Raw genomic sequence first — 22,631 nt, forward strand, 5'->3', positions numbered from 1 at the left:
CGCTTCAAGCGCCCATACCCCCTGCGTGGTGCAGGGGATAGGTTCAAAAAAGCCCCGTTCAAACGGGGCTTTTTTTATGCCGGGGTGGTGTTGGTTTTCAGGTAGTCCAGCGCTTCATTGACTTGGTCAATCAGCACCAGCACCAACTCTCCATTGCGCGTCGCATCCAGTGCCATTTGAATGGCCTTGAATTCGCCCCTGACCTCTACAACACGCGGTGCAGTGGCTGGGGCTGCCTGCGCAATGCCTTGCTGCAGCAGCTTGAGGGTTTCGCCATCGGGGCGGCCCCGCTGGCAGGCGTCTTCAAACAGAATGATGTCGTCGAAGAAACCACCAACAATATGACCTTGTTCGATGATGTCCACATCCCGCCGGTCACCGGCCGCGCTGATCACGATCGTGCGGCGAGTTGCCGGCACATTTTTCAGCGTGTTGACCAAAGTGGCGATGGCATCGGGGTTGTGGCCATAGTCAGCAATCACTGAGGCGCCCTTGTGGTTGAAGAAGTTGAACCGGCCCGGCACCGTGTCGGGCGTGGACTGGAAATTCTTCAATGCAGCACGAATGGTGTCGATGGGTACACCCACACCCAAGCCTGCGGCAATGGCGCACATCACATTCTGAACCTGGAAGGTAAACAGGCCATTGTTGGTCAAAGGCACATCAGTCAGGTCGATGCTGGCTTCAATGCCATCCACGCTGATCTGAATTACTCGGCCGTCATGCACAATCACAGGCTGGCCTTTGGCCCTGTGGGCGGCCACCGTGGTGTTTTCAGGTTGGCTGGTGAAGAACAACACGCGGCCTGGTGTCAGCCGTGACATGGCCACAGTGTGGCGGTCATCGGCATTCAACACGGCCAAGCCGCCGGGTTTTACGTTTTGAACCAGCACGCTTTTGAGCAAGGCCAAGTCTTCGACGCTGTCGATGAAGTTCAGGCCCAAGTGGTCGCCTTCACCAATGTTGGTGACGATACCCACATCGCACATGTCAAAGCCCAGGCCCTCGCGCAACATGCCACCACGGGCACATTCCAGCACCGCAGCATCGGCTTCAGGGTGAATCAGCACTTTTTGGGCGCTGCGTGGGCCACTGCAATCGCCAGTGTCCACCAAGTGGTCATTCACGATGACGCCCTCAGTGCCTGTGAAACCCACACGCAGGTTGTTGTAGCGAAGAATCTGCTCAATGAGCCGCACCGTGGTTGTTTTGCCGTTGGTGCCGGTGACTGCAACTATGGGAATACGCCCGGTTTCACCGGGCTTGAACATGAAGTCGATCATGGCTGAGCCGACATCCCGGCCTTTGCCGATCGACGGTTCCAGGTGCATGCGTAGCCCAGGGGCGGCATTCAATTCCACAATGCCGCCGCCTTGGGCTTCAAGGCTTTCATCCACCCGTTGACACACCACATCAACACCGCACACATCAATACCAATCAGTTGCGCGGCTTGAATCACCATGTGCGCCAGTTCGGGGTGTACGTTGTCGGTCACGTCGGTGGCGGTGCCGCCGGTGCTCAGGTTGGCGTTGTTGCGCAGAACAACCCGTATACCCGCGTCAGGCACGGAGTCGGCATTGAACCCTTGTTTGGCAATGCGGGCTTTGGCAATTTCATCCAAGCGCAGTTTGGTCAGCGCGCTGCCGTGGCCTTCGCCCCGCAAGGGGTTACGGTTTTCAATTTCAATCAATTCTTTGATGCTGTGTACGCCGTCGCCCACCACATTCGGCGGCTCACGGCGGGCTGCTGCCACCAGCTTGTCGCCCACCACGAGGAAACGGTAGTCGTGCCCGGGAATGAACTCCTCCACGATGGGAATGCCGCTGCCGAAGGGCTTGGCGGCGTCCCAAGCGATTTTCAGGTGGTCTTCATCCAGAATATTGACCGTCACCCCTTTGCCTTGGTTGCCGTCGCTGGGTTTGACCACCACGCCTTTGTTGATGTCTTTGCGGTTCAACTGGCGGAATGCGTCGAGGGCCAAGTCGAATGTGGGGCAGAGAAAACCCTTGGGCACGGGCACACCCGCTGCGGCCAGAATCTGCTTGGTCAGGTCTTTGTCCTGCGCAATGGATTCAGAAATGGCGCTGGTGGTGTCTGTTTCGGCGGCTTGAATTCGACGGGCCTTGGAGCCCCAGCCCAATTGTGCCAGGCTGCCTTGGGTCAAGCGGCGAACAGGGATGCCTCGGCGAATGGCGGCATTGATGATCGAACCTGTGCTGGGGCCTAGTTTGACGTCTTCGTAAATGTCTTTGAGCTTGGCAATGGATGCGGGCAGGTCGAAGGTGTCGCCTTTCAATGAGGCGTCAATCAGGGCGTAAGCCTCGTCCATCGCGGCCCGGCCCAAGTCTTCTTCTTCGTACTGAACCACCACCCGGAAGTAGCCTGAATCCATGTGGTCAGCCACGTGGAAGAAGGTGACCGGCGAGCCAGCTTCAACCTGAAGCCGCAAGGCAACCTTGCCCAGAATGTGGGCCAGTGCCAAGTTGCTTTGTTCCAGGCCCGTGGCCCTGAGGGCCCCAATGCCGGGTATGGTGCTGCGTACTTTGTTCTCAATGGCTGCAAACCGGTCCAGCAGGCGTTCGTTTTCTTCGCAAAACACCAAGGCTTCGATGCTGGTGTTTTTGCTCCAGAGGTTGGGGCCGCGCAGGGCCCTGATTCGTTCAATATTCATGACTTAACCCGAATGTAAGGTGCGTTGAGTCTCAAGTTCGGCTGTGCTTTAAGCGCCGGCGCGCAACTCGGCCCGCAACAAGTGGTGTGGAACATCGCAGACCCAGCCGCAGGCGGCCAGCGCCAGTTGGCTGATCGGGTTGGCAGTGTTGCCTTCCACTGGAATGGGTTTGCGTTCCTCGCTTTCCGCTTTGGTGCCCAGAAAGACAAGTTCGCCGTTTTGCATGACCACGGCTTGGCCACCGGCTTCGACGTGGGCTTTCACAACCGGGTTGTCTGGGTCACAGGAAATCCACACCACCTTGCCATCGCACAAGTCTGCCAAAGGCAGCAGGGCCACTTCGTCCGCATTGAGCACGGCAAACCCGGTGGGCAGTACCAAGTCGATCACCGTGCGCGTTACGTTGAACAGCTTCTCGTGGTTGATGATGTCGAATTCTTCAAGCCCGGCGAGTTCGCCCGGGTGCGTCACCACAGCCACGCTGGACCGGTCGAAGGGCAGACCCTCGGCCAGAATGTTGAACTGCCGCACCTGCATGATGAGGGTGTTCAAATGGTGGTTCACCAAGCTGTTTCGGCCCGAGACCCAGTTCGCGGCGTCTTCGCAGTGCAGGTTTTTCCCGTTGATCCACATGCCGTGTTCACAGGCCAGCCCCACATTGCGGCCGTTGTCTTCCAACATGGCACGCAGTTGCGGGCCAAAGCCTGACAGCTCTGGGCCGCCGGTGTAGGAAATAACCGGGATTCGACCCGTTTCGCCTTGAGGGAACAGGTAGTCGATGATTGGCGCGCCCACATTGCGGGGCGTGCCCTTGCTGGGTTTGATGTGCATCAGAAGACCGGGGCCGGCGTTGACTTCAACGATGGCGAACTCCTGGCCTTGGGGGTGGCGGTCAATGTGCTCGCACATGATGTCGATCCCGGCAATGTCCAGCCCGACCATTTTCGCGGACAACACGGACAGGCGCGCAATCTCAGGGTGAAGGATGTCGGTGACGTCTTCGGTGGCGTTGCTGTTGCGCTGAACCAGCACTTGTAAACCTTTGGGCACGACGCTGTCCGGCTCAAAGCCCTGACGGCGAACTTCATACAGTGCCGTTGGGTCGTGTTTGAAGTCAACTGGGTCCAAAGGGCAGTATTCTTCCCAGCCTCGGCGGGGGTCGTTGTTGATCTGCGTGTCGATCAGGCTTTGCAGGGTTTGAACCCCGTCGCCCTGCACAAACAGCAATTCACCGCGTGATGCAGCAATCGCCTGGCCGTTAACCACAAGCACGCGGTGCTCGTGGCCACCAATGAACTTTTCCACCAGCACGCCGCTGCCAATTTCATCGGCGTGCACATAGGCTTCACGAATGTCGCTTTCTTTGCTCAATTCCAGAGACACGCCGCGGCCATGGTTGGCGTCGGTGGGTTTCACCACCACTGGGAAACCGATGTCTTGAGCGGCTGCCCAAGCCTCGTCGGCGGAGTCAACCTCGCGGCCTTCGGGTACAGGTATACCGATCTGGGTCAGCAGGTCTTTGCACAGCTGTTTGTCACTGGCGATGCCTTCAGCGATGGCCGAGGTGTTTGAGGTTTCAGCCGTCCAGATTCGGCACTGCTTTTGGCCGTGGCCAATTTGCACCAGGTTACCGTCATTGAGCCGGATGAAGGGAATGCGACGCTCATAGGCTGCGTCCAGAATGTGTTGGGTGCTAGGGCCTATGCCTTTGACATCGCACACCTTCTGGATTGCTTTCAGCTCGGCTTTCAGGTCGTAGGGGGTGTCTTCGATACAGGCGTGAATCAGCCTGACGCCAGCGTCCAGGCACGCCATGCCCACGTAACGGTCGGGCGTGCGGAACACCATTTTGTACACACCGCTGACGCTTGTTTCACGGGCCTTGCCAAAGCCGGCATTCAAACCGGCCAGCAGGTGCAGCTCAATGATGGTGTGTTCGAGGATGTGGGCAGCGTAAGTGCCATCGCGCAGGCGCTCCAGAAACCCGCCGTGTCGGCCAACGCCACATTCGTGGTCAACCAAACCGGGTAGCAGGGCCGTTATACGCTCATTGAACCCGGGCAGCAGGTTGGAAGGAAACTGTTCCAGCTCCTGAATGTCGACCAGCGCTTCAATGCAACTGCGGTAGGTCCAGATGTTGGGTCCGTCAAGCCAAAGGGTGCGTTTGATGAGTAGTCGTTTCTGCGTCATGTTGATGTTGTTGCAGGTTTTTACGCTGGGTATTGAGTTTCAGCCAATGGTAACCCCGGCCAGACCTTTGTGGGGTGTTGGCTGGTGTAGCATTGTCGAAATCGTGAACTGAGAGGAAAAAATCCCTTGAAAATCGTTGGATTTTCGCCGTCGGAGGCCGAACTGGCCAGCCTAGGGGCGATGTGGGCAGGTAGCAATGCGGCCTTGGGTGTTTTTGGTTCGGACATGAATGCTGAACTGAAGTTTTCCAGAAGCTATTTGCTGTTTAACGCAGAAGTGCTGATGGTGACTGACAAGTCCACCAAAAATGTGCTGTTTCAAGCCCGTTTGGCCGACATTGAACAGGTGTCTCTCAGTGACCACGCCGGTTTGTCCTGTGTGCTGATTCACAGCCAGGGGCAGCCCGCGTTCCGTTTCCACGCCAGCTTCAGCCTGCACCGCCAACTCGAGGAGTTTGTGGGCCTGCTGGAAGAGGCGGTGCGCCACGCCGAATCGGGCACAGGGCACAGTGCGCAGATTGCCCACGGCACATCGGCCCCTTTGGGTGACGACGATGTCGACCTGCAATTTGAAGAGCCGGTGTCGGCCCGCTCCCTGTTCAAGTTGTGGCGTTTTGCCAAGCCCTACAAAGGCAAATTGTTCCTGGGTTTGATTCTGACCCTGATGTCCACCGGGGCCACGCTGGTTGCACCTTACCTTTCCATGCCTTTGATGGACGAGGTGCTGATTCCGTTCCAGAACGGGCAGCCGATGAATGTCCACTTGGCTGGCTTGTATCTGGGTGGCTTGCTGGCCTCCGCCTTCGTGGCGGCAGGGTTAAGTTGGGCACGCACCTATTTGCTGGCCTTGGTGTCTGAACGAATCGGGTCGGACCTGCGAACCACCACATTTCGGCATTTGATGAGTTTGTCGCTGGATTATTTCAGTGCCAAACGGACTGGGGACCTGATTTCCCGGGTCAGCTCTGAAACCGACCGCATTAATCTGTTTTTGTCGCTGCATGCCCTGGATTTCGTGACCGACGTGATCATGATTGTGATGACGTCAGCCATCCTGATGAGCATTGATTTCAAGCTGGCCTTGCTCACCCTGTTGCCCCTGCCGTTGATCGCTTGGTTGATTCACTTGGTGCGGGAAAAGCTGCGCACCGGTTTTGAAAAAGTGGACCGGGTATGGGGCGAGGTCAACAACATTCTGGCCGACACCATTCCGGGTATTCGTGTGGTGAAAGCGTTTGCCCAGGAAGACCGGGAAAGCAACCGCTTTCTGGCAGCGAACACCCGCAACCTGGAGGTCAATGACCGGATCAACAAGACTTGGTCGCTGTTTGCACCCACCGTCAGCCTGTTGACGGAAGTCGGTATTTTGGTGATCTGGGTGGGTGGTATTGCGATGATCATGCACAACAACATCACCGTGGGTGTGCTCACCGCCTTTCTGGCCTACATCACCCGCTTTTACTCCCGCCTTGATTCCATGAGCCGGATTGTGTCGGTGACGCAAAAAGCCGCGGCTGGGGCCAAGCGGATTTTTGACATTCTGGACTACAAAAGCTCGGTGCCTGAAACCGCAAACCCAGTGACGATTGACAAGCTTAAGGGTGAGCTCGAGTTGCGGGATGTGTCGTTCCGGTATGGCAGCCGTCAGGTGTTGGATGGCGTCAACCTGAAAGTGAATGCTGGCGAGATGATTGGCCTTGTGGGCCACAGTGGCTCGGGCAAAAGTACCTTGGTGAACCTGCTGTGCCGGTTTTATGACATCAGCGAGGGGGAGGTGCTGGCCGACGGCATCGACATTCGTTCCATCAACCTGAAGGCATATCGGCAGAACATCGGTTTGGTGCTTCAGGAGCCGTTTTTGTTTTTTGGCACGATTGCCGAGAACATTGCTTACGGACGCCCCGACGCCACACGCGAGGAAATTATTGCTGCAGCCCGTCTGGCCCATGCGCATGAGTTCATTTTGCGTTTGCCACAAGGTTATGACAGCTTGGTGGGTGAGCGTGGTCAAAGCCTGTCGGGTGGTGAACGTCAACGCATTTCGATTGCCCGTGCGCTGTTGATCGATCCGAAGATTCTGATTTTGGACGAAGCCACCAGTTCGGTGGACTCCCAAACCGAAAAAGAAATTCAGAAAGCCTTGGACAACTTGGTGCGTGGCCGTACAACGATTGCGATTGCCCACCGTTTGTCGACGCTGCGCAAGGCTGACCGGATTGTGGTGATGGACCGGGGCAAGATTGTTGAAGAGGGGCCACACCAAGAGCTGCTGGACGCCAAAGGCTACTTCTGGAACTTGCACCAAGCCCAGGAAAAACTGAAACAGGAGCAGGCTTTGTATGATTGATGCCGCCAACGCCCGAATTCGTGAATCCGAGGATGGTCAACTGGCCCTGTATGACGGGGCTGAGCTGGTGGCCAAGCCGGTGTCGGCCATTTTGGCTTTCCCTTTTTCTTCGCCCGACGAGGGCATTTCCATCGTCGACGAATACACCAAAGAGCTTCTGTGGCTGGACAAGTTGAGCCAGCTTGAGCCGCAGTCACAGCAGGTGGTGGCTGCTTTTCTGGCACGGCGTGAATACCGCCCGGTGATTCAGAAAATTACCTCGGTGAACACCTACGCCACGCCCAGTGTGTGGTCCGTCGTGACTGACCGTGGCAACACGAAGTTTGAGTTACCCACCGAAGAGAGCATTCGGCGGCTGGGTGGGCAAAGACTGGTGTTGACCCATGCCAACGGTATGCAATATCTGATCGAGAACATGGCCACGCTGGATGCGCGCAGCCGTCAGATCCTTGCCCGCTTCATGGCTTGATTGCCCAAAAAAAGACCCGCATCACAACGCGATGCGGGTTTTGGAAGGGTCCCACAACGAGGACCAGGAGAGGTGACAACAAGAACTGCGGGCACTGCTACTTCAAAAAGGGTGTTCGGTATTCAGGCCGTTTCCAGCGCATCGTCGTTGACAAAGCGGGGTTGGCTTTCCTGTTTGGTCTTGCCAGCCCTTGAGGGCACATTGCACAGACCGCATTCATAGTGGTTGACCAAATCGTAGGTGTGAACCACAAAGTGACCTCCGCAGCTTGTGCAGGGGGTGGTGGTCAACATGCCCGCGTCAAAAAACTTCACCAGTCGCCATGCACGGGTCATGGACAGCACTTCTGGCAGGCCCAGTTGGGCGATTTGCTCGCGGTACATGCCGTAGGAGGTCACCAGCGCTTGGGCATCGTCCATGTCGGTGGCCTTGATGCAGGACTGGTAGAAATTCATGAACAGTGAGCCGTGGATGTTGGGCTGCCAGGTCATGAACCATTCGGTCGAGAATGGCAGCATGCCTTTGGGTGGCGATTTCTGTTTGATTTCCTTGTACAGGCGAATCAGGCGTTCGCGGGACAACTGAGTTTCCGATTCCAGCACCTGCAAGCGGGCATCCATGTGAATCAATTGGGTTGCCAACTGAATTTGTTCGGCTTCGGTGATCAGTGATTTGAGTTTGGCCATGATGTGTTCCCCTGTCTTTGAATGTGTGGCTGTTCTGCTGCGTTACTGCCCGATCTGAACGCTGCGGCCAGCCATGAGGATGGCGGCGTGCATGCCGGAAATGGTTTTGTCTTTGCCTTGGTCGGCGGCCAGTTTCCACACTTGCGTGTCCGGAAAGCGTAGGCTGCACAGGGGCACATTGGTTTGGGCGACTTTCAAGAGTTGAGCGGTGCTCAGGTCGGCCAGCAGGTCGGCGGTTTGTTCGTCAATACCCAAGCGAATCAAGGCCTCAGCGCGGTCCTCATTGATCATCTGCTTGGCCAGCAGAAGATAGGACAGGTTGGTTTCGCGAATTTGTTCAAGCAGTGCAGCGGTTTTCATGGTCAATATCCTCCCTGATTGACTGGCCAATGCTGTTTTTGGCCGGCTTCGTAACGTCCCACACGTTGTCGTTGCCATGAGTGAATTATTCTCTTGCTCAGAAGAAAATTAAGCCGGGCAAACGCCACAGTTCAGGACGGGAATTCACCCAATCGAGTGTAGGAAAATGCCTGACAACGGAGACATGAAACGATGAGCAATTTCTTGATGAATTGGATAAGCCGTGCCCTGATTGACAGCAAGACCCGAAAAATGGGGCTCAGGAAAGTGCGGCATAAAACCCAGGATGGCCGTTGGGTGTTGTACAAGGGTGGCCAAGGCCCCGACCTGTTCATGATCCACGGTTTCGGCGCCAACAAAGAGAACTGGCTGGCGCTGGCGCCCAAGCTGATGAAACACCACACCGTGTGGATTCCCGACCTGATTGGTTTTGGCGAATCTGACCGGCCAGAACAGGCCCAATACCACATTGAAGAACAGGCTGCCCGTGTGCATCGCCTGGCCACGTCACTGGGCGTGCGCGAGTTTCATGTGATGGGCAATTCAATGGGGGGCTTTTTGGCGGGGGTGCTGGCCGCCGACTACGCGGATCACAAAGACTGCCGCGTATTATCGGCCTGTTTGTTGAACCCCGCTGGCGTGAAAGGCGCGGAAGACACTGAGTTGATCAAGGCATTCAAAGAGGACGGCGCCATCAAACTGGTGCCCACCAGCGTGGACGATTTCCGGTGGATTTCCAACCTGTGTTTCAACGGTCAACCCCCTGCCATGCCGGGCTTTTTGCTGAAGTACTTCGCAGGAATCTCCATTCGCAACCAAGCGCTACTCAGGCGTGTGTTTCGGGAATTTGTGGACCCCGACAGCAACCCGACTCTCAATGACCTGGTTGCCCGCACGACAGTGCCCGAGATGGTGGTTTGGGGCGAGCAAGACCAACTGGTGCACAGCAGCGGCCTGGGCTTGCTGAAGCAGGCCAACCCAGCCATTCACACCCTGATGATGGAAAACACGGGCCATTGCCCCATGGCGGACAGGTCTGGCCCAGTGGCCAAGGCTTATCGGGCTTTTTTGACCGCCTGAGGCTCGTTGGCCAATGGGTTCAGTAGGTGAAACGCTTGGGCCGATTCCAACTCGTAGGCCAAGCCGAGCAGGGCGGCTTCGCTGCCCACCGGCCCTGCGAAATGCACGCCAATCGGCAGGCCGCTGGGGTCTACGGCCATGGGCAGGCTCATGGCTGGGGCGCCAGCAATGTTTTGTGCAGCGGTAAAACCGGCGAACCGTGTCAGGCGCAGGCGCGCCTCTTCAAACGGCAGGTCCAGCGCCAGGTGCCCAATGGCTGGAACTTCATGGCCCACGACGGGGCTGAGCAATACATCAACATCGTTGAACGCTGTTTGATACGCCTCACCAAAGCGGCGCAAGCGCCGCATGGCCATGGGAAGGCGCCACAGGTTGTTCAGGAAATGCGTGGAGAGCCCCAAGGTCAGCGGCTCCAACTGGCTTGCATCGAAGCCGCGCCCCATGACAAAACGGCCCGCGCGGTGTAAGGAAAATGCCAGCATGGCCCAGTACAGCAGGAAGTCGTCGGCAAATTGGCGGTCGATCGGAATATCAATTTCTTTAACTTGATGGCCCAGTGAGCGACACAGTTCAGCCGCATCCTGCACCGCCTGAATAACGGGTGCAGGCGCTTCGCGACCTTCAATAGACCGGGTAAACACCCCGATTCTCAAACGCTGGGTGCTTGGTGCACTGACCAAACCCACCGGTTTAAGCCCCTGAGAGGGCGGGTAAAGGCCTTCGCCCAAGTGCAGGAACGTTGCCGCATCGCGCACACTGCGAACGACCACACCGTCAGACACCAGGTTGATTGGCAGGTCTTTGGCCATTTCATTGGGGGCCAGCCGCCCCCGGCTTGGCTTGAAACCCACCAGCCCGCAGCATGCTGCAGGAATGCGGATGGAACCCCCGCCGTCATTGGCGTGGGCCAAGGGAACGACACCGGCAGCCACCAAGGCAGCCGACCCACCCGATGAACCCCCGGTGCTGTGGGCCGGGTTCCATGGGTTGCGTGCGGGTTCTCCACGGGTGAATTCTGTGGTGGCGGTCAGGCCAAATTCGGGTGTTTTTGTTTTTCCCAACAGCACCAGCCCAAGGCCTTCAAACAGGTTGGCCACCTCACTGTTTTTGTTTTTCATCTCGGCGGTGGTGGCCCGGCTGCCGTGGCGAGTGGGGTGGCCACGCCAGTCGATGTTGTCTTTGAGCAGGCTGGGCAGGCCCCGGAAACCTTGATAATTGCCGCCCTTGTCGATTAACCGGGCCTTTTCCAACGCCTTTTCTGCACTGATGCAGGTGGTGGCTGTCAGGGTTGTGTTCACCTGCTCCAGCCGTGTCAGGGCTGCAGTGGCAAGCTCCGTTGCGCTCACCTTGCCTTGCTGCAACAAGGCGGACAGCCCAACAGCATCGTGATTGCCCAAGGCATCGTTGTGATTGAAGGCATGAACTGGTGTGGTTTGGCTGGGTGGCATAGTCTCGGTTGCTCTGTCTTTTGATTTGGTCCGGCGTCTTGGCACCGGTGCGCCCGATTTTGGCACAATCCTGAGTTGTTCAAGTGGGTTTCTTCATGAAAAAAATACAAGACACAAGCTGCCCCTGCGGATCGCCCAGTTATTCCGCCTGCTGCCAACCCTTTCACACCGGGCAGGCTGTGGCCCCTGACGCGCAGGCATTGATGAAATCCCGCTACAGCGCTTATGCACTGGGCCTTGATGGTTACGTGTCGCGAACTTGGCACCCTTCAACCCGCCCCGCGGAATTGAACCTGGCAGCAGAGCAGGGGCAAGGCCGGTGGATAGGGCTGGATGTGCGCCAAGCCCGGTTGACTGGCGAGAACAAGGCTGAAGTGGAGTTTGTCGCGCGTTACAAACCGAAGGTTGGCGCTGCAACTCGCCTGCACGAACGCAGTCGCTTCGTGAGGGAGGAGCGTCAATGGTTTTACGTGGACGGTGATTTGTACGAATCCTGAAAGTTGAATGCGTATTTCGGGCCTTGAAATTCTCGGGTGAATTCCCATGTAAGGGGTACGGGCAGTGTCTCTGAGAGAGTTGCCCGGTTCATTTTCACTGATTCATTGCTTCTGATGGAGAATAATCATGGCAACCATTGACCTGACCCCCTTGTACCGCAGCACCATTGGCTTTGACCGCATGGCCAGTATTCTTGACGCAGCCTTGCGCGCCGACAACTCCAACGGCTATCCTCCCTATAACATCGAAGTGGTTGAAGAAAACCGCTACCAGATCAGCTTGGCCGTGGCCGGCTTTGAAGAACAGGAACTGGAAATCGAAGTGGAAGGGGGCGTGTTGACTGTGCGCGGACGCAAGGCCGACGACGAGAACAAGCGCTACCTGCACAAGGGCATCGCGTTTCGCAGTTTCGAGCGGAAGTTCAACCTGGCTGACCATGTTCAGGTGGAGGGTGCTGCGTTGAAGAATGGACTGTTGGTGGTTGAACTGCTCAAGGTGATTCCTGATCAGATGAAGCCGCGCCGCGTGCCGATTGGCAGCACCACATTGCGCACCATCGATGCCGACAAGGCGGCCTGATCGCCCTGTGCGGACAGCCAAGTCCGCCAAGTCAGATGGCCAGATATTCTGGCTGTCTGACCGCGCGCTGCACATTGACCTCACTGGGGGCGGCTGGTCGGCCAGCTTGATCATAGTTGTTCAAGATGCGCTGAACACAGCAACCCACGAAGCCCAATGGCCAGCGCATGAATGGATGCTGGCTGATTGCTCGCTCACCTGTGTGTTCAATGAAGGCATCAAGTCACACAGTGACTTTCAGCAATACGCTGCATTACTGCGGTCGGTGTTGGACCACAGCCTTGCGCAACCTTTGGCGCCCGGTGTGAGTCAGGCTGCCCCACGTGAACATGTGATTGCAGTGCGTTATGGCCCAGAATTCGGCGCTGATTTCAGTGCGGTGTGCAAGCACCTGAACTGCTCTCCTGAACACTTGGTGAGCCTGCATACCTCAGCCATGTACACGGTGGAGTTTCTGGGCTTTCTGCCCGGGTTCGCCTACCTGTCCGGCACAGCAAGCGCACTCCATTTGCCCCGCATGTCCACCCCCCGCAGTCGAGTGCCCGCGGGTTCAGTCGCTGTGGCAGCGGGTTATTGTGCAGTCTACCCACAAGCCTGCCCCGGCGGCTGGCATCTCTTGGGGGTCACCAATCACACCTTGTTTGATCCGAATCACAATCCTCCTGCACAGCTTCAGCCTGGCGATGTGGTGCGATTTGTAGAGGCGTCCCATGCTTAAAGTGGTTAAGGCGCAAGGCATCGGGTTGGTCAGTGATTTGGGGCGCCCGGGTTATCTCGGGCAAGGAGTTCCCATCGCCGGTGCCATGGACACTTACAGCATGGTTTTGGCCAACGCCGCATTGGGCAATGCCTCACACGACGCTGTGCTGGAATGCATGGGCACTTTCGAGTTGGTGGTCAGTAAACCCGGGTCGTTGATGGTGGGTACCCGAAGCGGGCGAGTGTTGGTGAACAAGGCTGCCGTCATGCCTGGTCGTGTTGTCTGGACCGACGTTGGCGACATTATCGACATTCAACCCGCGCATCTGGCCTGGTGGACCGTGCTGGCGCTTCGAGGCGGTGTACGGGTGCCCGAGGTGTTAGGTTCCCGAAGCACTTGCATGGCGGGCCAGTTTGGTGGTCTGGAGGGGCGTGCATTGAAGGTGGGCGATGTCATTCACACCCACCCGGCCGAACACGACCGGTTTGACCGAAATGCGAGGACCACAGCCATTGGATTGGCCATGCCATTGGCGCACGCCACCCAGGGAGACCCCCGCAAGGTGCCCGTGGACATTGCCTGCCTGCCCGGCCCGGAATTGCCGCAGGTGGGCGACGAGGGGCTGCACCTGCTTTTTCAGCAAATCTACACCGTTCAAGCTCAAAGTAATCGACAGGCTTTCCGCCTGAAGGCCCATCGCGCACTGCCCACGCACCGAATGCCAGCGATGAAGTCACATGCCGTGCACCCGGGCTTGATTCAATTGCCCCCTGACGGGCAGCCGATTGTGTTGATGCCGGACGCACAAGCCACGGGGGGCTATCCCAGAGTGGCCAGTGTCCTGTCCAGCCAGATGTGGAAGTTAGGCCAAATGGCCCCCGGTCAGCGGGTGCGCTTCAAGCTGGTAGACTTTGAGCAGGCGATTTCTCTGAACCAAGCGCATGAACGCGAACGCATCGAATTCCTTCAATTGGTCGAACAGCATTTCCATCAACGCTGATTTGGGCGAGGGGGGTGCCAACGACGAAGCGTTGTTTGGGTGTGTCGACCTCGCCAACATCGCTTGTGGTGGCCATGCAGGTGACGAAAGCACCATGCGCCGTGCTTGCGAGTTGGCCCTGGCACACGGGGTTTCGGTGGGTGCACATCCCAGTTACCCCGATCGTGACGGTTTTGGACGTCGCCGGCCCAGCCATTTGAACCATTCAGCCTTGCTGGATGAAATTTGCCGTCAGGTGGAGGCTTTCGAAGCGGTGGCCCGTTCCGTGGGCCTGGCCCCTCAGCATTTCAAACCCCACGGGCAGTTGTACAACGATGCCGCTGTGGATGAGGCCCTGGCCTTGTTGTTGATTGATGTGGCCCGTCACTTTCCGCATTTGGCCCTGTTGGCCTTGGCCGCAAGCCCTCAGGTAAGCCTAAGCCGTTCTGCGGGAATCACAGTGCTGGAAGAAGCGTTTCCGGACCGTGCGTACACCCCGATGGGAACCTTGGTGCCCAGAAGCCAAACCGGCGCATTGATTGACAATGAGGACGTGCTGACGCTCCAAACCAAGGCCATGGTTAGGGCTTTGCCTTTCGCTTCAGCCAGTGGTGAGCCTGTGGTGGTGAGGGCCAACACCTTGTGTGTGCATGGCGACACCACCCATGCGCTGCGCAATGCCCGGTTGGTGAGGGCCGTTGTCAGTCAGCCTTGATCAGTCAGCCTTGAACACCACATTCAGTGGGCTCATGCCATGCTTGGCACGGGCCTGGTTACAGCGTGGGTTAAGTTGGCCCTGCGCATCGAACACATCGTATTCCCGGCAGGGCGAGGGCCGATTGGCATAAATGGTGCAAGTCACCGAATCACCCAACTCGCCACCCAAGGCAATGCAACGCGGGTTGCTTTGAGAAGTACCTTTCATGCAGGCCCTGTAAGGGTTCATTTGCTGAGTCAACTCCTCAGGCACAAAACCGCCTTCCGCCGCCGTGGTTTCGCCCCAGTAAAAGCTGATGCGGAAGGTGGCGCAACACACACCGCAACTTTGGCACAAAGCTTCAACGCCAGTGGTGTCGGTGATGACTGTGGGAGTGTCTGGGGCCATGGGCACAGATTCAGGCTGCAGGAGGCTGGACTATAGAGGGACTGGCTTGAAGTTGCAAGTCACGGCGTCGCGGGTATCAACAAGGCCAGTGCCCGCCGGGTAAGCTCGGGAATCGGGGCGGGTTTGTTGCTTGCCTTGTCGACAAACACATGCACAAAGTGGCCTTGTGCGCACAATTGATCGTGTTGGTTGAACAGCGCAAGCTCATAGCGCACCGAGCTGTTGCCCAATTTACCCACACGCAGTCCAGCGGTGATCGCATCGGGGTAAGCCAGCGGCTTGAGATAATTGCATTGGCTTTCCACCACAAAACCCACCACTTGGCCGTTGTGGATGTCCAAGCCACCTTGTTCAATCAAGTAACGGTTCACCACGCTGTCGAAGTAGCTGTAGTACACCACATTGTTCACATGGCCGTAGATGTCGTTGTCGTGCCAGCGTGTCTGCACGGTACACAGGTGAGGAAAGTCTGTTTTGCTGGATTCAACGGCCATGGTTTAGTAGGCCTCGGTGTAAATAGCCAGCGCGTCCTCTTCGGAGACTGGCCTTGGGTTGTTGGACAACAAACGGGTTTGCAGCATCGCCGCTTTGGCCATGACTGGCAGTGACGGTTCATCAATCTTCACTTCACGCAAGCGAACTGGCAGGCCTGTTGAAGGGGAGAGGTTGGCGGTCCATTCCACAAAACGTGCCGACAGTGTTTCATCGCCATCCCGCGTTGCACCTAGCCCGAGTTGCACCGCCAACTCTGCATACCAGCGTTGCGCAGCGGGCATATTGAACTTCAGTACATGGGGCAGTACCAGCGAATTGCTCAAACCATGCGGCACGTGAAAAATTCCGCCGATTGGGTAAGCCAGCGCATGCACAGCACCCACCGGCGCATTGGCAAAGGCTTGGCCAGCCAGGCACGCGCCCAGCATCATGGCCTGTCGGGCCTCCCGATGGTCGGGCTGTTCACACACTATGTTCAGGTTGGCGGCAAGCAACTGCAGGGCCTTGACCGCCAAAAAGTCAGAGTAGGGGTTCTTCAGCCGGATTGAGGTGTAGGACTCTATCGCGTGCACCATGGCGTCAATGCCGGTGGCCGCAGTGACATGCTTGGGCAGGCTTAGGGTCCAGTCCGCATCCAGCACCGCAACGTCGCCATACAACACCGGCGACACCACGCCCATTTTTGTGTCAACCCCAGTGGTCACGATCGAAATCGGGGTCACTTCGCTGCCTGTGCCTGCCGTTGTGGGCACCAAAACCAAGGGAAGGCGGTCACTCTGAACATTGCCCACGCCGTACATTTGTTGAAGTGCCTGTTTTCCTTGAACCAGCACCGCAATCAGTTTGGCCACATCCAGTGTGGAACCGCCACCAATGGCCACCACCGCCTGCGCACCGAATTGTTTGGCCTGTTCGGTCACCCGAAGCACCAAGGCTTCAGGGGGGTCCGGCTCAACATCATGGCTGACCAGGACCGCGTGGCCGTGTTCTTCAAACTGCGCCACGATGGTTTTGAAGGCCGCGGTGCCCGCGATGAAAGGGTCCACCAACAGAAAGACACGCGCATGGCTCAGCCCCTTTTCAGCAAATGTCGGCGCCAGTAGCGCAGGCAATTTCAAAGAGCTGCCTGATTCACAAATGATGCGGTTGACAGTACGAAACTCAAAAGGGGCCATGGCGGTGTGTTCCTCAGCGTTTTGGGGTCCAGGCCCACACAGCCCGCACGAAGATCGGTTCCTTGCTTTCGCTGTCCGTCACAGTCACTGCAACGTCCACTTCACCTTTCTCTTGTGTCTGCATCTGGGTAATCTGTTCCGGCGTCAGCATGGCTTCAGCACGCAGGTCACCGCTACAACGTTTGCGGTAGTCCACTTCCATGCGCTTGATCACCGGAATCGAGTTGGCGGGCACATTCAAGCCCACCAAAGCACCGGTTGCGGACTCGGCAGTCATCAGCATTACCACGGCATGCAAACCACCAATGTGGTTCTGCATTGCAGATTTGTTTTTGATGCTCACGATGGCGTGGTTGGTTTCAATCCATTCGAATCGGCAACCCGTGGTGCGGAAGAACTTCACAGCCCTCCCGAAAACCACCGTGAAGGCTTTGGCTTTGAGGGACGCGGGCAGGCGGTCCACCTGTGCGTACACTTTTTGAAGCATTGATTTCTGAGTCATTGTGGTGTGCTCTTCAAAAGGTTACAGGGCAACGGCCAACCGGGTGGCTTGGTTGATGGCGCGCTTGGCATCCAGTTCGGCAGCCACATCGGCACCACCCACCAAATGCACTGGAATACCCAAGGCTTTCAAGGGGGCTTCCAACTCACGCAGTGGGTCTTGCCCAGCGCACAGAATGACGTTGTCCACTTCCAGAATTTCCGGGCCGTGTGCACTCATGATGTGCAAACCACGGTCATCAATGCGCAGGTATTCCACACCTTGCATGAAGTGAACGCGACGGCTTTCCAGCGAGGCCTTGTGAACCCAGCCCGAGGTTTTCCCCAAGCGTTTGCCCAAGGGTTCGTCCTTGCGTTGGCACAGCCAGATTTCTCGGGCAGGGGCAGGGGGCTCAGGCATCACGCGGTCGATACCGCCTGCATTGTTGGGGTCAAAGGTGATGCCCCACTCTTTTTTCCAGGTTTCAAGGTCCAGCGTGGGCGAGGGGTGGCGCTCGTCGTGGGTCAGGTATTCCGACACATCAAAACCAATGCCGCCTGCACCAATCACTGCCACTTTTTTGCCCACCGGTTTTTTGTGCAGCAGCACGTCCACGTAGCTGAGCACCTTGGGGTGGTTCACGCCTTCGATGTCCGGGGTCCGGGGTTTGATTCCACTGGCCAGAATGACCTCATCAAATGCACCTTCCTTGATCAATTCAGGGGTCACGCGGGTGTTCAGGCGCAGCTCAACACCGGTCTTCTTCAGCATGGTGTTGAAGTAGGTCAGCGTTTCGTAAAACTCTTCTTTGCCGGGAATGACCTTGGCCATGTTGAACTGTCCACCGATTTGATGGCTCTGCTCGAACACCACCACCTGGTGGCCACGGCGTGCCAATTCAATCGAAGCCGACAAGCCCGCCATGCCCGCGCCGACCACGGCCACTTTTTTGCGGCGGGTTACTGGCGCATCGACAATCTCGGTTTCATGACAGGCACGGGGGTTGACCAAGCAACTCACCCGTTTGCCGCCGAAGGCGTGGTCCAAGCAAGCCTGGTTACACGCGATACACACGTTGATCTCATCACCGCGACCCTCTTTGGCCTTGATGGCGAAATCCGGGTCGGCCAGCAGTGGGCGCGCCATGGACACCATGTCGCATTGCCCCTCGGCAATCAGGCGGTCAGCCACATCGGGTTTGTTGATGCGGTTGGACGCAATCACCGGAATACGCAGTGTCTTTTTCAGTCGGCCTGTCAGCTCCGCAAACGCTGCGCGTGGCACCGACGTCACGATGGTCGGCACCTTGGCTTCGTGCCAGCCAATACCCGTGTTCAGCAATGTTGCGCCGGCGTCCTGAACGGCTTTGGCGATGTATTCCACTTCGTCCCATGTGTTACCACCCTCCACCAAATCCAACAGTGAATGGCGGTAAATGATGATGAAGTTGGGGCCCACAGCCTCGCGAATACGGCGGACAATTTCAACCGACAGGCGGGCGCGGTTTTCCACGCTGCCACCCCAACGGTCGGTGCGCTGGTTCACGCGTTTGCAGATGAACTGGTTCAGCAAATAGCCTTCCGAACCCATTACCTCCACACCGTCATAGCCTGCCTGTTGGGCCAGCTTGGCCGCCTTGGCAAATGCTGCAATGGTACGGCGGATACCAAAGTCACCAATTTCGCGAGGTTTGAAAGGATTGATCGGGCTTTTGCGGTTGGAGGCGGACACACTCAGCGGGTGGTAGGCGTAACGGCCCGCGTGCAGCAACTGCATCACAATCTTGCCACCATGGCGGTGAACGGCCTCCGTGATTTTCTGGTGGGGTTTCACAGCACTGCTGCTGCTCATCTTCGATGCAAATGGGTACAGCCAGCCTTCCAGGTTCGGCGAAAAGCCGCCGGTGACAATCAAGGCCGTGCCGCCCTTGGAGCGGGCCTCAAAATAGGCGGCCAGCTTGTCAAAATCCTTGTACTTGTCCTCAATGCCTGTGTGCATCGAACCCATCATGATTCGGTTGCGCAGCGTGGTGAACCCAAGGTCCAGCGGGGCATTCAAATGGGGATAAAGGTCTGTCACCTTACTGTCTCCTGATAATCGTGCAGTTTTATGTAATTAGCCTGCTCATGTTACTTTGGGGTAACCGGAAAGTTTGGAGTGACTGCTCCAAAATTCATGAACCACAAAATAGCACGATCGGTCATTTTCCGGAGCCCTTATCCGGCCATCGAACCGGAAAAAAGCATGGCGCGCTGCACCATCGGGAACCGCACGGCGGGCCGCCTTGTCCTACACTGGTTGCAGTTGCACCCTCCGTGTTCGTTTCATGCCTGTTTGGACTTTCTGGCGCACTCAATGGCGCCGCCCGGCTTTTCGCGTGCTTGTACTGGCTTTGGTGTTGGCGGTGGCCGCCATCACCTCGGTTGGCGTGTTTTCCGCCCGCATCGAATCGGCTTTGCTGCGCGACGCCAGTCAGATGCTGGGTGGCGACTTCGTGCTGGAAACCAAACGCAAGCCTGACCTTGCGCCCTGGTGGTCCACCCTCAGCCAGCCTCAGTACAAGGGTTTAAGCCGCTCTGAAAGCGTTGAGTTTCCCAGTGTGTTGCAGGCGGGCGAGCGTGACCTGCTGGTTTCCGTCAAGGTGGTGGACGACACCTACCCCCTGCGTGGGCAGCTTCGAATTCAGTCGTCTCAAGCCGCTGAACAAGCCGTCAAACACGGGCCACCTCCCGGGCAGGTGTGGGTGGATTCCGGCGTGCTGGGCAGTTTGAATATCCGGTTGGGCGACTCCATTGAGTTGGGTGCGCTTCACTTACCGGTCACCGCGACCATCCTGATCGAACCCGATCGTTCGGCTGGCTTTGTGAATTTTGCTCCGCGGGTGCTATTCAACCGCGCTGACCTTCAGGCCAGCGGCCTGCTGGGCTTGGGTTCCCGGGCCACATGGCGGGTTTATTTCGCCGGTGATCAAGGCCTGCTATCCCAATTGCAAGGGCAGGTCAAACCCCAGCTCACACCGGTGGACCAAGTCGCCACTCTGGAATCAGGCCGTCCTGAAGTCAACGGCACCTTGACCCGAGCCCGAGATTTTCTGGCCATGGCGGCGCTCATCGGTACCCTGGTCGCCTGCGTAGGTATTGGCTTGGTTGCCCATGTGTTTGCGCGGGAACTGGCTTCTGAATTGGCCATTCTCAAAAGTTTGGGTTACACCCCTGGGCAATTGGGCCGCTTGTGGCTGGGTGGGCTACTCGGCTTGGCACTGGCGGCTGGTTTGTTGGGCGTGGCTTTGGGGTGGGGGGCACATTGGGTATTGGTCCTGATGCTGTCCAAGCTGCTCGGCGTGGCCTTGCCCATGGCAGGGGTTCATTTTGTGTTCGTGGGTGTGCTGTTGGCTGTGGGCTTGCTGTTGGGGTTTGCCGGTGTGCCCGCGGTGATCGCTCTCAAAGCCCCTGCCATTGCGGTCATTCGTAACCAACGCCTTGCCAATACGCGTGTGGAGTGGGCACTGACAATCGCCTTTGGGGTGTGTTGCGGAATGGCCGTGTGCCTGCTGCTGGTCAGCAACACCACGTTGGCTTTGCTCCTGTTTTCAGGGTTTTTAGCCTGCGGGTTCGTGTTTGCGGCGGCTCTGTGGGTTTTGTTGACCTTGGCAGGTCAATCCGTCCAACGCAGCGCAGGTGCTAGCCTGTGGGGCAGTGTCATGCGAAGCATGGCTCAAAGAAAGTCATTGTTGGTGCTGCAAGGTGTGTCCCTGACCATGGGTTTAAGCGCCTTGCTCATGCTCGCCGTTGTTCAGGGCGACCTCATGGACCGTTGGCGTGCCGCAGTGCCTGACAATGCCCCCAATCGCTTCGTCTTCAACATCCAGCCCGATCAGGTCGACTCGGTGCGCGCAAGTCTTCAGCAGGCCACAGAGGTCCCAGTGCGCCTCTATCCCATGGTTCGTGGCCGGTTGACGTCCATCAACGGCAATCCAGTCACCGCCGAGACGTTCACCGAGCAGCGCGCGCGCAATCTGGTGCAACGCGAGTTCAACCTCAGCTTCGCGGATGAATTGCCCCGTCGCAACACAGTCATTCAAGGGCGCTGGTTCACGGCTGATGCCCGTGAAGAACTTTCCATCGAATCGTCCATGGCCCAGCGCTTGGGCCTCACGCTGGGCGACACGCTGGAGTTCGACATTGCAGGCACGCCAGTGAGGGCCAAAGTCACCAGCATCCGCGACCTTCGCTGGGACAGTCTAGACGTCAACTTCTTCGTCCTTTTCCCCGGGCAAGCGCTGAGTGCCTACCCGCAAACCTGGATCACTTCGGTGCACCTTCCGGTCTCCACTGCAGCAGCGGTGTCTCGCCAGCTGGTGCGTGATCATCCCAACCTCACTGTTCTGGACACTGAAGTCATCATGAGCCAAGCCCGCCGCATACTGGCCCAAGTCAGCCAAGCGGTGCAGTTTGTGTTTGGTTTTACGGTGCTGGCCGGTGGGCTTGTCGTCGTGGCCTGCGTGCTTGTTGGTGCTCAGGCCCGTGCCCGGGAAACAGCCATCTTCAGGGCCTTGGGTGCATCCAGCCAACAACTGCTGCGTGCGGCCTGGCTTGAACTTGCGCTGATTGGCGGGTTGTCTGGCCTCATCGCCGCCAGCGCAGCACAGGCATTGGGCTGGTCGGCTGCCCGGTTTGTGTTCGAGTTCGATTATTGGATGACACCTTGGTTGTGGTTGGGGGGGGCAGGCTTGGGGGCGGTGGTGTCCCTGTTGTTTGGTGGTCGTGCGGTATACCGTGTGTGTACCGTGCCTGTGATGCAAAGTCTGCGGCAGGCCGATTAAGGGCTCAGTCCGCTCAACCCGGCTGGCATACAATGCAAGCGTTCAGGCCATTCTTAAAGTACGACCGCCCATGTCCACACAAGACCCGACCTCCCCAACAACCGGGCAGGAACCCAAACGCGCCATTGAATACTTTGGGGCCGACACGCCCAGCCAGTTGGTTCGTGTGCGTCAACTGGTTGACCTGTTTTACGACGAAATGCACAGCAACCCCGAGTTCGCTCGAATCCGGGCATTGCACCCTGCGGACTTGGCCCACTCCCGAGAGAAGTTTTATGAGTTCCTCGCAGGGTGGTTGGGTGGGCCCGACCTGTATGTGTCCAAGTATGGTCACCCCCGCCTGAAAATGCGCCACATGCCTTTTCCCATCAACAGCGTTGACAGGGACCAGTGGTTATCCTGCATGCTGATCGCGCTGCGCCAAATGGGCTTTGACGAACGCTTGGTGGAAGGTCTCATGATGTCGTTCTACCGCACCGCAGACTGGATGCGCAACAAACCGGATACGCCGTTGACCGATGCGCGGGGCGGCCATTCGTCTGTGGC

At 57.6% G+C, this 22,631-nt stretch carries 19 protein-coding genes and 1 pseudogene; 10 read left to right on the plus strand and 10 right to left on the minus strand.

All coding sequences use genetic code 11. The features are described from left to right. Positions 1-74: 74 nt before the first annotated feature. Complete coding sequence (gene cphA / locus ACK4FF_RS04175) at positions 75-2,672, minus strand: cyanophycin synthetase (protein WP_409704941.1); 2,598 nt, start codon at positions 2,670-2,672, stop codon at positions 75-77. A gap of 48 nt (positions 2,673-2,720) precedes the next feature. Beyond that, positions 2,721-4,862, minus strand: coding sequence for a cyanophycin synthetase family protein (locus ACK4FF_RS04180; RefSeq protein ID WP_409704943.1), 2,142 nt, complete (start codon positions 4,860-4,862; stop codon positions 2,721-2,723). Between the two features lie 180 nt (positions 4,863-5,042). Here ACK4FF_RS04180 and ACK4FF_RS04185 point away from each other — a divergent pair, with 180 nt between their 5' ends. Together ACK4FF_RS04185 and ACK4FF_RS04190 are read left to right on the plus strand one after the other, a co-directional pair. Next, positions 5,043-7,208 carry an ABC transporter ATP-binding protein gene (locus ACK4FF_RS04185; RefSeq protein WP_409706551.1) on the plus strand — a complete coding sequence of 722 codons (2,166 nt, stop codon included), beginning with the start codon at positions 5,043-5,045 and terminating at the stop codon, positions 7,206-7,208. Continuing rightward, the gene (locus ACK4FF_RS04190; protein ID WP_409704945.1) at positions 7,201-7,677 is read left to right on the plus strand and encodes a DUF1854 domain-containing protein; all 477 of its coding nucleotides are present in this window, start codon (positions 7,201-7,203) and stop codon (positions 7,675-7,677) included. The genes ACK4FF_RS04185 and ACK4FF_RS04190 overlap by 8 nt, the downstream gene beginning before the upstream one ends. Positions 7,678-7,799: 122 nt before the next feature. Here the strand turns inward: ACK4FF_RS04190 and flhC are convergent, their stop codons facing one another. Further along, complete coding sequence (gene flhC, locus ACK4FF_RS04195; protein ID WP_409704947.1) at positions 7,800-8,363, minus strand: flagellar transcriptional regulator FlhC; 564 nt, start codon at positions 8,361-8,363, stop codon at positions 7,800-7,802. Positions 8,364-8,405: 42 nt separating this feature from the next. Beyond that, positions 8,406-8,723, minus strand: a complete 318-nt coding sequence (gene flhD / locus ACK4FF_RS04200; protein WP_409704949.1) for a flagellar transcriptional regulator FlhD — start codon at positions 8,721-8,723, stop codon at positions 8,406-8,408. 192 nt (positions 8,724-8,915) lie between these two features. Here flhD and ACK4FF_RS04205 point away from each other — a divergent pair, with 192 nt between their 5' ends. Beyond that, positions 8,916-9,803, plus strand: a complete 888-nt coding sequence (locus tag ACK4FF_RS04205; protein WP_409704951.1) for an alpha/beta fold hydrolase — start codon at positions 8,916-8,918, stop codon at positions 9,801-9,803. On the opposite strand, the gene ACK4FF_RS04210 is transcribed toward ACK4FF_RS04205, so the two are convergent. Then, positions 9,779-11,251: an amidase gene (locus ACK4FF_RS04210; RefSeq protein ID WP_409704953.1), complete on the minus strand. Its 1,473-nt coding sequence runs from the start codon at positions 11,249-11,251 to the stop codon at positions 9,779-9,781. The two genes, ACK4FF_RS04205 and ACK4FF_RS04210, sit on opposite strands and share 25 nt — an antisense overlap. A gap of 95 nt (positions 11,252-11,346) precedes the next feature. On the opposite strand from ACK4FF_RS04210, the gene ACK4FF_RS04215 reads away from it, so the two are divergent. The 5 genes from ACK4FF_RS04215 to pxpA all read left to right on the plus strand — a co-directional run bounded on the left by ACK4FF_RS04215 (position 11,347) and on the right by pxpA (position 14,722). Beyond that, positions 11,347-11,748 (plus strand): YchJ family protein, encoded by a 402-nt coding sequence (locus tag ACK4FF_RS04215; protein WP_409704955.1) that lies wholly within the window; start codon positions 11,347-11,349, stop codon positions 11,746-11,748. 127 nt (positions 11,749-11,875) lie between these two features. Then, positions 11,876-12,328, plus strand: a complete 453-nt coding sequence (locus ACK4FF_RS04220) for an Hsp20 family protein (protein WP_409704957.1) — start codon at positions 11,876-11,878, stop codon at positions 12,326-12,328. Continuing rightward, entirely contained in the window at positions 12,309-13,046 is a 738-nt protein-coding gene (locus tag ACK4FF_RS04225; RefSeq protein WP_409704959.1) for a 5-oxoprolinase subunit B family protein, read from the plus strand. The genes ACK4FF_RS04220 and ACK4FF_RS04225 overlap by 20 nt, the downstream gene beginning before the upstream one ends. After that, on the plus strand, positions 13,039-14,028 hold the full coding sequence (locus ACK4FF_RS04230) for a biotin-dependent carboxyltransferase family protein (RefSeq protein WP_409704961.1): 990 nt from the start codon (positions 13,039-13,041) through the stop codon (positions 14,026-14,028). Before ACK4FF_RS04225 ends, ACK4FF_RS04230 begins: the two co-directional genes overlap by 8 nt. Then, positions 13,970-14,722 (plus strand): 5-oxoprolinase subunit PxpA, encoded by a 753-nt coding sequence (pxpA, locus tag ACK4FF_RS04235; RefSeq protein WP_409704963.1) that lies wholly within the window; start codon positions 13,970-13,972, stop codon positions 14,720-14,722. Before ACK4FF_RS04230 ends, pxpA begins: the two co-directional genes overlap by 59 nt. Here pxpA and ACK4FF_RS04240 read toward each other — a convergent pair whose 3' ends face one another. From ACK4FF_RS04240 to ACK4FF_RS04260, 5 genes are read right to left on the minus strand one after another with little or no spacing between them, the layout of a single operon-like run. Further along, positions 14,723-15,112: a YkgJ family cysteine cluster protein gene (locus ACK4FF_RS04240; protein WP_409704965.1), complete on the minus strand. Its 390-nt coding sequence runs from the start codon at positions 15,110-15,112 to the stop codon at positions 14,723-14,725. It abuts the gene before it with no gap. A 59-nt stretch (positions 15,113-15,171) separates the two neighbouring features. After that, positions 15,172-15,606, minus strand: a complete 435-nt coding sequence (locus tag ACK4FF_RS04245; RefSeq protein WP_409704967.1) for an acyl-CoA thioesterase — start codon at positions 15,604-15,606, stop codon at positions 15,172-15,174. 3 nt (positions 15,607-15,609) lie between these two features. Then, positions 15,610-16,782: an iron-containing alcohol dehydrogenase gene (locus ACK4FF_RS04250; RefSeq protein WP_409704969.1), complete on the minus strand. Its 1,173-nt coding sequence runs from the start codon at positions 16,780-16,782 to the stop codon at positions 15,610-15,612. 13 nt (positions 16,783-16,795) lie between these two features. Then, positions 16,796-17,284 carry a DUF4442 domain-containing protein gene (locus ACK4FF_RS04255; RefSeq protein ID WP_409704971.1) on the minus strand — a complete coding sequence of 163 codons (489 nt, stop codon included), beginning with the start codon at positions 17,282-17,284 and terminating at the stop codon, positions 16,796-16,798. A gap of 21 nt (positions 17,285-17,305) precedes the next feature. Next, positions 17,306-19,342 carry an FAD-dependent oxidoreductase gene (locus ACK4FF_RS04260; RefSeq protein ID WP_409704973.1) on the minus strand — a complete coding sequence of 679 codons (2,037 nt, stop codon included), beginning with the start codon at positions 19,340-19,342 and terminating at the stop codon, positions 17,306-17,308. A 247-nt stretch (positions 19,343-19,589) separates the two neighbouring features. Here ACK4FF_RS04260 and ACK4FF_RS04265 point away from each other — a divergent pair, with 247 nt between their 5' ends. Further along, on the plus strand, positions 19,590-22,085 hold the full coding sequence (locus tag ACK4FF_RS04265) for an ABC transporter permease (RefSeq protein WP_409704975.1): 2,496 nt from the start codon (positions 19,590-19,592) through the stop codon (positions 22,083-22,085). A gap of 70 nt (positions 22,086-22,155) precedes the next feature. After that, positions 22,156-22,587 (plus strand): annotated as a pseudogene (locus ACK4FF_RS04270) (group II truncated hemoglobin); the annotation flags it as partial. Positions 22,588-22,631 lie beyond the last annotated feature (44 nt).

Source organism: Limnobacter sp., assembly GCF_046297615.1.
Taxonomy (GTDB): domain Bacteria; phylum Pseudomonadota; class Gammaproteobacteria; order Burkholderiales; family Burkholderiaceae_B; genus Limnobacter.

Excerpts from the sequence above, each read along its gene's own strand:
- cphA (WP_409704941.1), bottom strand. The coding sequence starts at position 2,672 with ATGAATATTGAACGAATCAGGGCCCTGCGCGGCCCCAACCTCTGGAGC.
- ACK4FF_RS04180 (WP_409704943.1), bottom strand. The coding sequence starts at position 4,862 with ATGACGCAGAAACGACTACTCATCAAACGCACCCTTTGGCTTGACGGA.
- ACK4FF_RS04185 (WP_409706551.1), top strand. The coding sequence starts at position 5,043 with ATGTGGGCAGGTAGCAATGCGGCCTTGGGTGTTTTTGGTTCGGACATG.
- ACK4FF_RS04190 (WP_409704945.1), top strand. The coding sequence starts at position 7,201 with ATGATTGATGCCGCCAACGCCCGAATTCGTGAATCCGAGGATGGTCAA.
- flhC (WP_409704947.1), bottom strand. The coding sequence starts at position 8,363 with ATGGCCAAACTCAAATCACTGATCACCGAAGCCGAACAAATTCAGTTG.
- flhD (WP_409704949.1), bottom strand. The coding sequence starts at position 8,723 with ATGAAAACCGCTGCACTGCTTGAACAAATTCGCGAAACCAACCTGTCC.
- ACK4FF_RS04205 (WP_409704951.1), top strand. The coding sequence starts at position 8,916 with ATGAGCAATTTCTTGATGAATTGGATAAGCCGTGCCCTGATTGACAGC.
- ACK4FF_RS04210 (WP_409704953.1), bottom strand. The coding sequence starts at position 11,251 with ATGCCACCCAGCCAAACCACACCAGTTCATGCCTTCAATCACAACGAT.
- ACK4FF_RS04215 (WP_409704955.1), top strand. The coding sequence starts at position 11,347 with ATGAAAAAAATACAAGACACAAGCTGCCCCTGCGGATCGCCCAGTTAT.
- ACK4FF_RS04220 (WP_409704957.1), top strand. The coding sequence starts at position 11,876 with ATGGCAACCATTGACCTGACCCCCTTGTACCGCAGCACCATTGGCTTT.
- ACK4FF_RS04225 (WP_409704959.1), top strand. The coding sequence starts at position 12,309 with ATGCCGACAAGGCGGCCTGATCGCCCTGTGCGGACAGCCAAGTCCGCC.
- ACK4FF_RS04230 (WP_409704961.1), top strand. The coding sequence starts at position 13,039 with ATGCTTAAAGTGGTTAAGGCGCAAGGCATCGGGTTGGTCAGTGATTTG.
- pxpA (WP_409704963.1), top strand. The coding sequence starts at position 13,970 with ATGAACGCGAACGCATCGAATTCCTTCAATTGGTCGAACAGCATTTCC.
- ACK4FF_RS04240 (WP_409704965.1), bottom strand. The coding sequence starts at position 15,112 with ATGGCCCCAGACACTCCCACAGTCATCACCGACACCACTGGCGTTGAA.
- ACK4FF_RS04245 (WP_409704967.1), bottom strand. The coding sequence starts at position 15,606 with ATGGCCGTTGAATCCAGCAAAACAGACTTTCCTCACCTGTGTACCGTG.
- ACK4FF_RS04250 (WP_409704969.1), bottom strand. The coding sequence starts at position 16,782 with ATGGCCCCTTTTGAGTTTCGTACTGTCAACCGCATCATTTGTGAATCA.
- ACK4FF_RS04255 (WP_409704971.1), bottom strand. The coding sequence starts at position 17,284 with ATGACTCAGAAATCAATGCTTCAAAAAGTGTACGCACAGGTGGACCGC.
- ACK4FF_RS04265 (WP_409704975.1), top strand. The coding sequence starts at position 19,590 with ATGCCTGTTTGGACTTTCTGGCGCACTCAATGGCGCCGCCCGGCTTTT.